An 11,808-nucleotide genomic window follows, 5' to 3' on the forward strand; every position below is an offset into this window, starting at 1 on the left:
GTAGCAAGTTTCATTATTATCTGCTTATTGTTTTTCCATGATGGATTATTTTGTAAACCACTAAACACGGCGATCAGTGCCATTGAAAGAAGAATTCTTTTATTGGAAACTATTTTGATGGCTGCCGGTTAATTAAATATGGAAAATGAAATACTAGCAATTCAGTACTTAGAAAATAAAGAAAAAGCACTTGCAGAACGTGCAGAGATAGACCTGGAACTGAAGCCAGCGTTAGCAGAGGCAGATCAGGATAAAAGTGCAGCGGGTAAACAAGCAACTGAAGCGCTGAAAACCACGATTGATCTTAAAGAGTCAGCTTTTCAGCAAACCGTTGAAGGAATGACACTAATTTTTAGTGAATTCTTTCCTGTTTTACAAACCCTTGGTGCAACAAAAGATAACCCCTACCATATTTTCTATCACGAAAAAGATTACGGTTTTTATATCGATGATAACAAGAATATTCATTACACGTAGCAGCTTTAATTGAACTAAGATTAATCAGAAACCTAAAAATCACTACCATGAAAAACAAGCTTAACCTGATTACCATCGCCAGTTTCTTTCTGCTGGCAGCAGCATGCTCCAAAGGAAGCATTGAGGAAACAGACCCTGAAATTGACCCGGTTATTGGTCTTGGCGTTGAAACCAATGCACCCAATACCAGCTACGCTCCCGCATTTGCTGGACAAACGAGAATGACAGCGGTACGTACCAGTACAGCCATACAAGGCACCGCAATATCAACAGCGCTTAGCGCTCCCTGGGGCATCACAACCCTTCCTGACGGGAGATTCTTAATTACTCAAAAAGCTGGCACCATGCGCATCGCCACCACAACCGGAACGTTGAGTGCACCGATAACCGGTCTTCCCGCTGTAAATGCAAACGGACAGGGCGGACTGCTCGGCCTCTGTATCGATCCGCAGTTTTCAAGCAATCGAATGGTTTATTGGGTATTTTCAGAAAATGTGGCGGGTGGTACACAAACTTCAGTAGCGAAGGGTCGGTTGGCACAAAATGAACTGATCATTGAGAATGCTACAATAATTTACCGTGCAGGACCGGCATATAACGGCACATTGCATTATGGTGGCAGAATTCTTTTCGACAAAACCGGCAATCTCATCGTGAGTGCGGGTGAACGATCAGACCTGGCCACAAGACCACTGGCACAATCAGTAACTGCAGGCCTGGGCAAGGTGATACGAATCAATACCAACGGTCAGGCTGCCGCTGGGAACCCAACTTTCACCACTTCAGGTGCACTACCAGAACTCTATAGTATGGGACACCGGAATCCTCAGGGATTAGCGCTGCATCCCGTTACCGGAGATATCTGGCAAAGCGAACATGGGCCACGTGGTGGCGATGAACTCAACAGACTACAGGGCGGCAAAAACTACGGCTGGCCAACTATTACGTACGGTATCGAATATAGCGGCGCGGCAATAGGATCTGCTATCCAGCAGCAGAATGGACTGGAACAACCTGTTTATTACTGGGATCCGGTAATTTCCCCAAGTGGTATGACTTTTTATAGTGGCAACCGTATACCTGAATGGCAAAACAATCTGTTTATGTGTTCGCTGAGCGCAACGCATATTGCCCGGCTGGTGATCACTAATAATAAGGTAGTGGGTGAAGAAAGGCTCCTGGCCAGTGAAGGACAGCGATTCCGCGACATTACGCAAGGTATAGATAATGCACTTTATGCCGTCACTGATGGAGGAAGGTTATATCGTATTGATAAACAGTAAACCTGCTTACAACCCTACAGAAAACATAATCTCAAAAAAAAATCCTCTTTAAAATTAATTAAAGAGGATTTTTTGTACCCCGGAAGGGATTCGAACCCCTGACCCACGGTTTAGAAAACCGTTGCTCTATCCAACTGAGCTACCGAGGCTCATTTTTTAATGAGCTGCAAATATAGAAGTTCTATTTAATAAGAGAAAATATATTTCAAAAATATCGCCCATTCTGCGCTACAGCGGAATAAGTAATTCAATACTAATGAATTAATTTTTCACTATTATTATCTAAATGATGAAATCATACTTCTGCAAATCAAAAACAATGATTTTAGTAATTTCCGGTTACCCCTATTTCCAAGCCTCTTAGCTCTGCCAGGCCTCTTAAACGGCCAATTGCCGAATAACCCGGATTGGTTTGTTTGGCCAGGTCATCCAACATCTGATGCCCGTGATCTGGTCGGAATGGAATAGGCTGTGCACGTAGCGCATTCTCTTCCGAAACGGCTTTCATAATTTCATACATGTTAACGTCGCCACCGAGGTGATCGGCTTCATAAAAACTGCCATCTTCATCCTTGGTCACATTACGCAGGTGAAGAAAATACACCCGCTCCTTTACCGCCTGAAAAATTTCAAGGGCATCGTTTTTCATACCTGCACCTAGTGAACCTGTGCAGAAACATACACCGTTAAAAGGCTGGTCTACACCAGATATAATGTCTTTGAAATCCTGAAGGGTACTGGCAATCCGGGGTAAGCCTAAAATAGGATAAGGTGGATCATCAGGGTGGATAGTCATCCTGATCCCTTCTTCGGTACATACATCGGCTATGGAAGAAAGGAAAAAATTTAAGTTTTCTTTCAATCCGGCGGTACCTATTGCAGCGTATTCATTAATGCTGGCCCTTAAAGTCTCCAGTTCAATCTCTTTCTCATTCGGAATGCCCATCAGTACGTTTACCCGCAAATCATTTAGTGCGTTTTCATCCAGTGTAGCATATTTATCTTGTGCGCGTTGCAAAATAGAAGGCGAATAATCTGAAGCTGCATGGTCGCGTTTTAAAATGTAAAGGTCAAAAATCGCCAGGTCGATCCAATTGAAATATAAAGCTTTAGAGCCATCGGTCATCTCCAGATCGAGTTGCGTACGTGTCCAGTCCAGCACAGGCATAAAATTGTAGCAAACGGTTTTAATCCCGCATGCAGACAAGTTTCTTAACGAAGTCCTGTAGTTTTCGAGGTAGTGCTCCGCATCGGCCCTGCGTGTTTTAATGGCTTCATGAACCGGAACACTCTCAACTACCGACCAGTTGAGGCCTGCGGCTTCAATAATAGCTTTCCGTTCCTGAATATCTTCCAGAGGCCAGATTTCGCCATGGGGAATATGGTGTAGTGCAGATACGATCCCGGTTGCACCGGCCTGCTTAACATCCTGTAAACTAACCGGATCATTCGGACCATACCAACGCCAGGTTTGCTCTAGTTTTTTATATTTCATAAAAATTTGTGATATATTTAAATTTGGTTTTATACACCTGAAAACGCACAAAATCCACCGTCTACTGTAATGCTCTCGCCACTTACAAATTTCGAAGCATCACTTAAAAGGTACACCAAAGCCCCTATTAATTCATCGGGAGAACCGAATCGTTTAAAGGGCGTTTTGGTAATAATGGCCTGTCCCCTGCTTGTGAGTGATTCATCAGTGTTGGTAAGCAACGCCCTGTTTTGATTAGTGATAAAAAAACCAGGAACAATGGCATTCATCCTGACCTTATCGCCATACCTGTTGGCCAGCTCCACCGCCATCCATTTGGTATAACTGTCAATTGCTGTTTTAGCAAGCGAATAACCCAGTACACGGGTTACCGCTTGTGAAGCTGAAACCGATGAGATGTTTACAATACTACCGCCATGTTTGGCAATTTCCTTCCCGAAAATCTGTGTAGGCACTATCGTTCCAAACAAATTCAAGTCGAAAGCCTGTTTCAAAGCATTAATATTTAAATTGAAAACATCGCTGCCAGGTTGAACAACTGCTTCAGGAATATTTCCACCTGCACCATTCACCAGCGCATCGATGCGGCCATAGGTTTTCATGATTTCAGTATGCGCATCGTTCAGGTTCTCCTCATTGAGTACATCTGCAATGATATAAATGGCTTTTCCCCCTGCTTCAGTAACGTCTTTTACACGCTGCCTGGCCGCATCTTCGTTTCTGCCAATGACTACAATTGTGGCTTGAGCTGCACACAACCCATTAATAAAAGCCTCCCCCAAAACACCGGTTGCGCCAGTAACCACTACAACCTTGTTTTTTAATGAAAAAAGACTTTCGACTTGATTTACCATTTTTTTAGTTTTTATTCGGTTAGTTTACCACTAATGTGGCAATGGAATGAGGTAAGCTTGTTGCTTCGGCCGCCTCACCTTTAATCCATAAATTGTATTTTAATTTTTCGTCTGATTGGTTCATCACCACAACTACAAGTTTACCATCGGTATTTAAGAAAGCTGTGGAAATCAGTTTATCACGACTTGATGCTGTACCTACTCTTTTAGCTCCCGGACGGATAAACTTTGAGAAGTGTCCGATATAATAGTAGGCATTTGTATAAATGATTTTATCTTTTTTGGTATCGGCATGTACTGGTGCAAAACAAAAGTTCCCTACATGATTCGGACCGCCTTTTTCGTCCAGAAGGATATTCCAGTCGGTCCATGCGCCTGTACCGGCGTTAAAATCGTTGATCATAGAATAGCCATAACGCTCGCCCAAAGTCCAGTCATCCAGTTTTTTTACATCATACTGTTCTTTACATCCTTCAGTAAAAATCAGGGCTTTATCCGGATAAGCCTCATGTGTTTGTTTTACATTTCCAAACTGCATGCCACTACCTGTCCAGGTTTCGTACCAGTGATACCCAATCCCCCAAACATATTTAGCTGCTTCCTTGTCATTTAAGATGATACTTGCCCGCTGGAAAATCTGATCCCGGTTATGGTCCCACGCAATAAGTTTCTTGCCAGCAAGTCCGGATTTCTGTAAAGTTGGGCCCAGGAAGTTTTTAATAAAGTCCCGTTCTTCTTCGGCCGTGTACACGCACGATTCCCAGATTTGTTTGGCCATAGGCTCGTTTTGAACAGATAAACCCCAAACCGGAATGCCCATAGCCTCATAGGTTTTAATGAATTTAACATAATGGTTGGCCCATGCCTGACGGTATGCAGGCAATAAGTGACCCCCTCCGATTACGCTATTATTGTCTTTCATCCATGCAGGTGGCGACCATGGACTTACATATAAAGTTAATTTACCGCCGGCGGCAGCTGTAGCCTGTTTAATCAATGGAATTTTAAACTGTTCATCATGTGCCACACTGAAAGTTTTCAGTTCCTTGTCGTTATCCTGAATATAGGCATAAGTCCCGCTGGAAAAGTCGCAGCTTGCGATATTAGTTCTGGCCAGGCTGTAACCAATCCCTTTATCAGTACTATAGTAGGCCGTTAGTAATTCCTGCTGATTTGCTTTGGACAGTTTAGCAAAGGTTTCAGCAGAAGCATCGGTGAGTGCGCCACCAATACCTACGAAGGTTTGATATTTGATCGTTGGATCAACAAAGATACAAGGCTCGGTTTCAAATGGTTGTTTATGCTCCGTAAAGTCTAACGTTTCTGTTTTACTCATCCGGTAATCAGACTTGTCTGCAGTTACATAAACGGTTACTTTTTTGTTTACTGTTGAATAGCTTCCGGTGCTTTTCACAGCTGGTTTTGTTGCTTTCCTGGTTTGGGCACCAGCCGTAAAGGCGGTGGCCAGCATTAACAGGATGCTCAGTTTCTCTTTCATCATGATCGTATACTTATGTTAAATGCCAGTGAAGACATCGATATATTTGTAACGCCGAATTTCCGAATAAAAACGTCATTACTTACATCATTTAACATCATTCTAAGGTATATTTTTTCTGTAGCACCCTGATTTGGGTTTAACCGTTTATTTATTAGGCAAATAACACCATCTGTTGATTTAATTTCCCTATTTATATTTCGTCTGCATTTGCCCGTAAAAATCTTTTAGTATGTAATAGGCCTTCTTTTTCTTACCGGTTTCACTAATTAGTCCTTTGCGGTTCCAGAAATTCTGGTAAATGGGATGCTGCCGTCTTGGAGACCTGAAATCGGTTAAAATCCAGGGCGTCATGCCGCGTAATGCACCTATTTTAGATAAGAGTGTAATCTGGTTCCTGTACAATGCTTCCTGATATTCTTCGCTCCAACGGGTATTTTCATCCGCGTGAAAGCCGCCAAGGGCATCGCCACCGAACTCTGTAACCACCACTGGTTTGTTATATTTGATATTGAACGTGTATTTGGTAATTTCTGATGGATTACCCCCCCAATACCAGCCCGCATATTCATTAAAACTAACCAGGTCGATTTTTTCGCCCAGCGGATCGTTCAGTAACATTGCATTTCCATCGCGGTGTACTTCCAAAGCAGCTGCAACCAAGCGGGTATCGTCAAGCGTGCGGGCAGTTTCTACCAGATTCGTCATGAAGCTTAACCGAGCATCACTCAGTGGTGTTTCGTTACCTACCGACCACACTATAACACTGGCTCGGTTTTTATCACGCACGATTAAATCAGTAAGCTGCTGTTTGGCGTTGGCATAAGTTGCGGGGTTAGTCCAGCTGATGGTCCAGTACACCGGTACTTCTGCCCAAACGAGCAGGCCCATTTCATCAGCTAAACGAATCATTTCCTCATTATGCGGGTAATGCGCCAGGCGGACATAGTTACAGTTCATGTCTTTTGCCCATTGCAACATCATGCGCATATCACCTTCCCCACGCAAACGACCGGCTACAAGTGGGTTTTCATCATGAATAGAAATGCCACGAAGAAAAACTGATTTGCCGTTCAGAAGAATGCTGTCGCCATCTACTTGTATGGTTCTAAAGCCAATCTTATCATCAATGTTTTCTTTATCAGTTTTGATATTTACCGCATAAAGCTTTGGTGTTTCGGGCGACCATAAACTTAAATTGTTCCAGGTGAAATCATCGGCTATCTTACCTTCAGCATCCGTTTTGTATTTTTTTTCGAGCTTTAATTCCGGGATAGATAGTGTAATTTCCTGATTTGGGGTGGCATCATTCAGTTTTAGTGTAAAACTCAATAAGTTATTATTTCCTTTAACGAGTTGTAATTTATAATCACTAATAAAGTGCTCCGGAAATTCCGCAAGGAAAACGTCGCGGGTGATGCCGCCATAATTCCACCAGTCGGTATTTACGGTCGGAATTTCATCGGCCTTCCGGGTATTGTCAACTTTAACAACAATAGAGTTCTCGCCCACTTTCAATGTGCTGGTTACGTCGAACTGGAATGGAGTAAAACCGCCCTTATGTATTCCTACCTTCTTCCCATTTACGTATACATGCGCTTCGTAGTTCACTGCTGCGAAATAGATAAAGTATTTTTTGCCTTTTTCAGGCCTGGCGTCAAATTTCCTTCTGAACCAGATATTACCTTCATAAAGTTCCAGTTTTTCCAGTTGTGAGTTCCAGTCTCCCGGGACGTTCATTTGAGGTGAACGATCGAAATCGTATTCAATGAGTTCTGATTTATCTTTTTGAACACGGTCATCGAAGAAGCCGCCTGTGCCACTTTTGGATTTATCAAATGGTTCATGTCTGTAGTCATAATAGCCATTTTCGTAAGGATCGATGATATAGTTCCATTTTCCGTTCAGACTTTGGACCTTCCGGGCCTGAATATTTTGTATAGATGTAACCTGAGCGTAACTAACTGAAGAAAAAAGCGATAAGCAGATTAAAAGTAGTCTATAGGTTAATTTTAGCATAACTTATTTTTAATTTGTTAATTAATTGATTGTTCCAAAACTAACAATTAAATAACTGACGATGTTTCCATCAGGGGCAAAATTTGGTTTTAGATGAGTTTTTCCGCCAAAGGCATAGCGAATTTATAAAAGGGAAACCGATAACAACGGTATAAAATGCACCCCGGCATGCACAGCAGATAGAAACAACGTTTCAAACGTTTGAAATAATTGCGTTTTTTTCTTAACTATGCATGGAGATTGGAAATGATGATGCAAAATACGCCTGTTACGCTTAAATTTCTTGCCGGGAAGTTAAAGATGTCGGTATCTACAGTTTCGAAGGCGCTTAACAACTACCCTACAATTAACGAGTACACCAAGAAGCGTGTACAGGAAATGGCCAGGGAACTGAACTTTACTCCAAATAAATCAGCCATCAATTTGAAGGAAAAACGTTCCAGGATTATCGGGATCATTCTGCCAAATTTATCGGATCATTTTTTTACCCGGAGTATTGATGGCGTGGAGCAATTTGCCACAGCGAACGGATATAATGTGATTATCAGTCAGTCTCACGATGATTTGCAAAAGGAAATTCTATCGGCAGATATGCTCTTAAGAAGCCGGGTAGATGGATTGATAGTGGCTATATCCAAACATACACAGGAATTTGATCATCTTGATCAGTTTGAAAAAATGGGTGTGCCGGTAGTATACTATACCCGTAATCCAAGCTTCAATTTAAATTGCCATAAAGTACTCGGAAATACTTTTCAAGGGTGCTATCAGGCTACGCAGTTCCTGATTGAACGGGGGCACCGAAAAATAGCCTACCTCGGCGGGCCAAAGATGATTAATTTTACGCACGACCGTTTTAATGGCTATATCAATGCACTAAAGGATAATCAGATTCCCTTTTCCGCTGACCTGGTTGCTTATACTGATTTTGATCAGAAGAATACCATTACTGCGATAAAACACCTCTTTTCTGGCGAAGATAATATACCGACAGCTTTGGTTGCTTTCAAAGAGCCAATCCTGTTCGATGCAATCAAATACCTGAAATCAATAGACTACCCCGGATTTGCTAAAATAGAATGTGTTGGGTTTGGAAACAATGCATTTATTACCTATCTGGATAATCCGCCGGTGGCCTCCATAGAAGAAAATCCTGAATCGGTGGGTGAAAATGCTATAAAACTGCTCTTACAACTCATCAATAAGGAAATCGACTTGCAGGATTACAGGAAAATAATGGTTGACTGCAGGCTCGTATTGCATTAATGCGTATGGGGTTCGGCCTTACATCTAAAATGCCATAGCATTGGTTTTCGCAATGTGTTTTTCATGATATATAAAGGCAGATACAATCAGTAAGCCCGCAAAACCTTCAAAGGCGACAACAGTTTGCGTACCAAACTGGTGTGCAAAATAGCCCATTAGTAAACTTCCAATCGGCAAAACCCCCTGGTATGCCATGATATAGTAACTCAGGGTACGCCCCCTCATCAAATCATCAGCATGTGTTTGCAAATAGGTATTGATGGAAGAAGTTTGGGCCATTAAACCCAGCGCTGCCAATCCCGTACAAACCAGTGCCAATATTAACGAAGGGGAAACAGCAAGTGCGATCACGGCTACCGCCAGCACAGTACCCGATAATATGACGATTTTTTGCAGGTTCTGACCTGGTTTTAATGTAGCCATGTAAATGGCTCCAAAGAACGCACCAAATCCAGCTGCACTTTCAAACCACCCAAATGTAGTGGCATTACCATTAAAAATATCTTTGGCAAACACGGGAAGTAAAGTCGTAAATGGAATAACGAGTAAGCTCGATGCAGCCATCATCAAAATCATTGAAGCCAGGTCAGGTGACGCTTTTAAATAATCATATCCCTTTTTCAGATCAATCCAAATATTTTCTTTTGATTTGGCTTGTTCGGCGAGATTTAGTTTCATCATTACCATACAACCCAGCACAGCAATAAAACTAAGAAAATTGATTAAAAAACAAATGTCTTCACCGAGTGTACTTAATATCACACCCGCAAGAGCGGGTCCGATGAGCCTGGCGGCATTGAACATAGAGGAGTTAAGTGCAATCGCATTCGGCAAATCCTGTTTGTCATCAATTAAATTTACCATTAGTGATTGACGTGCCGTAACATCAAATGCATTTACCAAACCCTGGACAAGTGAGAGGGCTGCGATCCAGAACATATCATAAACCTTAAACCAGATCATGGCGGCAAGTGCACCAGCCTGTAGCATCAGGATAACCTGTGTAATGACCAGGATTTTGTATTTGTTATGCCTGTCTACATAACTACCGGCGTAAGGTGCCAGTATTAAGGATGGGATTAAACTAAGGAAGGTTATGAGGCCCAGTAAAAAAGCGGAGCCTGTTAGCCTGTATACCAGCCAGCTGATGGCTACACGTTGCATCCATGTACCTACGAGTGAGATGGCTTGCCCTGTAAAAAATAATCTATAATTGTAATGCCTTAGTGAACGAAAAATACTCATGATTAATATAGTAAAGTAACTTTACAAAAGTACCAATTATTCCCGTAATTCTATAAACTGAATACGCGATTTTTATCATATTAAGATCATTTAAGTAATGTTCTGATCCTTTCTGCTATTCAGTATTTAATAAATAAGCATTATATTTGTAAAGTTTATTTACCATTATTATGCCAACTCAAACACAAGAAATTGCTGCAAAATTAAGGAGCACCGTTACCCGGCTTACGCGCCAGTTAAGAAAACAGAATGTAAGTTCCGAGTTTAGTAATGCGGAATTGCTCACGATGTCGCTATTAGAGCAACATGGAAAAATGCTGTCTACGGAGCTGGCGGATCTGGAACGTGTTTCAAAGCAGGCAATATCTCAGATTATTAATCGCTTGTACGAAGCTAAATGTGTTGAACGTTTCCCCAGTGAGGAAGATAAGCGAAAGGTTTTTATTGCCCTGACAAAACTTGGAGAAAAGCATATTATTGCCAGTAGAAAGATTAAAGAGGAATGGCTGGTGCAAACCATGGAAAAAATATTCTCTTCAGAGGAGATTAATCTGATACAGGCATTCCTTCCATTACTTTCCCGTTTGGTAGAGCATAATGGGACAAGGGTGTAGTTTTACTTTCTCTTTACGTGAATTAGACGTAACTTGCGGCACGGCATGGGACTATATTTTACTTCAATAAATTCGGGTAGTAATGGCAATTGCTATTATGTGGGCAATCAGGATGAAGCGGTGCTGATTGATGTGGGTTTGACTTGCAAGGAAGTGGAAAAAAGGATGATGAGGCTGGGTTTGTCAATCCATAAAGTGAAAGCAGTTTTCATTTCACATGAGCATAGCGATCACATCAAAGGCCTGAGTGTTTTTGCCAAAAAGTACAATCTTCCGGTATACATCAGTACCCCAACCTTAAAAAGCAGCAAACTATTATTGAACGAGGGTGTCACCTACCCTATTGGCCATACCCAAAGTTTTAATATTGGAAACCTCAAAGTACTGGCGTTTTCCAAATTTCATGATGCCGCAGATCCGTATAGTTTCACTGTTGAGTATAATGGTATTCGTGTAGGGGTATTTACCGACATCGGTGCCGTTTGCGACAGGCTCATTAATCAGTTCAGAACTTGTCATGCCGCATTTCTGGAGTCCAATTATTGCACTCAGATGCTTGCCAACGGCAATTATCCCTATTTTCTAAAAAGGAGAATCACCAGTGGTCATGGCCACCTGAGCAACACGCAGGCACTAGAGCTTTTTCAAAATCATAAGCCTGAGTTTATGAGCCATCTTTTGTTAAGTCATTTATCAAAAGATAATAATGACCCGTTATTGGTAGAAGAACTTTTCAAAAAGGTAGCAGGCAATACGCTGATAAAAGTTGCTTCGCGTTACGAAGAGACAGAACTATATTATGTAGGTCAGGAAACTTCAGGCTTTAAAACTTACGAGTTTAACCCTTACAGTCACCAGGCAAATCAGTTAAACCTGTTTTAAAAATAGCCCTAAATCACTATTGTGATTGATATGGAAATTTCTCATTTTTGAATTGTTAAGCAAAATCAACGGGAACGATTTAGATTAACAATTTGAAAGGGATTAATTTTTATTAATCTCTTTTTTTATTTACATTCGATTCAAATCTCCCCCTATTGTTTTTTTAATCTAAAAA

Annotated in this window: 10 protein-coding genes and 1 tRNA gene; 5 read left to right on the forward strand and 6 right to left on the reverse strand. The window is 41.6% G+C overall.

Annotated elements, in window-relative coordinates; translation table 11 throughout:
- Positions 1–138: 138 nt before the first annotated feature.
- Both AB669_RS03275 and AB669_RS03280 read left to right on the forward strand, forming a co-directional pair.
- Positions 139–477, forward strand: coding sequence for a hypothetical protein (locus AB669_RS03275; protein WP_047797875.1), 339 nt, complete (start codon positions 139–141; stop codon positions 475–477).
- Between the two features lie 47 nt (positions 478–524).
- On the forward strand, positions 525–1,760 hold the full coding sequence (locus AB669_RS03280) for a PQQ-dependent sugar dehydrogenase (RefSeq protein ID WP_047797876.1): 1,236 nt from the start codon (positions 525–527) through the stop codon (positions 1,758–1,760).
- A gap of 75 nt (positions 1,761–1,835) precedes the next feature.
- On the opposite strand, the gene AB669_RS03285 is transcribed toward AB669_RS03280, so the two are convergent.
- The 5 genes from AB669_RS03285 to AB669_RS03305 form a co-directional block, all read right to left on the reverse strand.
- Positions 1,836–1,909, reverse strand: a tRNA-Arg gene (locus tag AB669_RS03285).
- A 176-nt stretch (positions 1,910–2,085) separates the two neighbouring features.
- On the reverse strand, positions 2,086–3,255 hold the full coding sequence (gene uxuA / locus AB669_RS03290) for a mannonate dehydratase (protein WP_047797877.1): 1,170 nt from the start codon (positions 3,253–3,255) through the stop codon (positions 2,086–2,088).
- A gap of 29 nt (positions 3,256–3,284) precedes the next feature.
- Positions 3,285–4,109, reverse strand: a complete 825-nt coding sequence (locus tag AB669_RS03295; protein ID WP_047797878.1) for an SDR family oxidoreductase — start codon at positions 4,107–4,109, stop codon at positions 3,285–3,287.
- Between the two features lie 19 nt (positions 4,110–4,128).
- Positions 4,129–5,610 (reverse strand): glycoside hydrolase family 30 beta sandwich domain-containing protein, encoded by a 1,482-nt coding sequence (locus tag AB669_RS03300; protein ID WP_369799728.1) that lies wholly within the window; start codon positions 5,608–5,610, stop codon positions 4,129–4,131.
- 186 nt (positions 5,611–5,796) lie between these two features.
- The gene (locus AB669_RS03305) at positions 5,797–7,626 is read right to left on the reverse strand and encodes a glycoside hydrolase family 2 protein (RefSeq protein WP_047797880.1); all 1,830 of its coding nucleotides are present in this window, start codon (positions 7,624–7,626) and stop codon (positions 5,797–5,799) included.
- A 210-nt stretch (positions 7,627–7,836) separates the two neighbouring features.
- On the opposite strand from AB669_RS03305, the gene AB669_RS03310 reads away from it, so the two are divergent.
- A complete protein-coding gene (locus AB669_RS03310) occupies positions 7,837–8,892 on the forward strand; it encodes a LacI family DNA-binding transcriptional regulator (protein ID WP_156166642.1) in 1,056 nt (351 codons plus the stop codon).
- Between the two features lie 24 nt (positions 8,893–8,916).
- On the opposite strand, the gene AB669_RS03315 is transcribed toward AB669_RS03310, so the two are convergent.
- Entirely contained in the window at positions 8,917–10,137 is a 1,221-nt protein-coding gene (locus tag AB669_RS03315) for an MFS transporter (RefSeq protein WP_047797882.1), read from the reverse strand.
- A gap of 170 nt (positions 10,138–10,307) precedes the next feature.
- Between AB669_RS03315 and AB669_RS03320 the strand changes: the two genes are divergently transcribed.
- Positions 10,308–10,751, forward strand: a complete 444-nt coding sequence (locus tag AB669_RS03320; protein WP_047797883.1) for a MarR family winged helix-turn-helix transcriptional regulator — start codon at positions 10,308–10,310, stop codon at positions 10,749–10,751.
- Positions 10,752–10,796: 45 nt separating this feature from the next.
- Positions 10,797–11,633 carry an MBL fold metallo-hydrolase gene (locus tag AB669_RS03325; RefSeq protein WP_047797884.1) on the forward strand — a complete coding sequence of 279 codons (837 nt, stop codon included), beginning with the start codon at positions 10,797–10,799 and terminating at the stop codon, positions 11,631–11,633.
- Positions 11,634–11,808: the final 175 nt, after the last annotated feature.

It is taken from the genome of Pedobacter sp. BMA, assembly GCF_001027745.1.
Lineage (GTDB): Bacteria > Bacteroidota > Bacteroidia > Sphingobacteriales > Sphingobacteriaceae > Pedobacter.

Bases quoted from the DNA above. Each gene is read 5' to 3' on its own strand.
- AB669_RS03275 (WP_047797875.1), top strand. From the start codon at position 139: ATGGAAAATGAAATACTAGCAATTCAGTACTTAGAAAATAAAGAAAAA.
- AB669_RS03280 (WP_047797876.1), top strand. From the start codon at position 525: ATGAAAAACAAGCTTAACCTGATTACCATCGCCAGTTTCTTTCTGCTG.
- uxuA (WP_047797877.1), bottom strand. From the start codon at position 3,255: ATGAAATATAAAAAACTAGAGCAAACCTGGCGTTGGTATGGTCCGAAT.
- AB669_RS03295 (WP_047797878.1), bottom strand. From the start codon at position 4,109: ATGGTAAATCAAGTCGAAAGTCTTTTTTCATTAAAAAACAAGGTTGTA.
- AB669_RS03300 (WP_369799728.1), bottom strand. From the start codon at position 5,610: ATGATGAAAGAGAAACTGAGCATCCTGTTAATGCTGGCCACCGCCTTT.
- AB669_RS03305 (WP_047797880.1), bottom strand. From the start codon at position 7,626: ATGCTAAAATTAACCTATAGACTACTTTTAATCTGCTTATCGCTTTTT.
- AB669_RS03315 (WP_047797882.1), bottom strand. From the start codon at position 10,137: ATGAGTATTTTTCGTTCACTAAGGCATTACAATTATAGATTATTTTTT.
- AB669_RS03320 (WP_047797883.1), top strand. From the start codon at position 10,308: ATGCCAACTCAAACACAAGAAATTGCTGCAAAATTAAGGAGCACCGTT.
- AB669_RS03325 (WP_047797884.1), top strand. From the start codon at position 10,797: ATGGGACTATATTTTACTTCAATAAATTCGGGTAGTAATGGCAATTGC.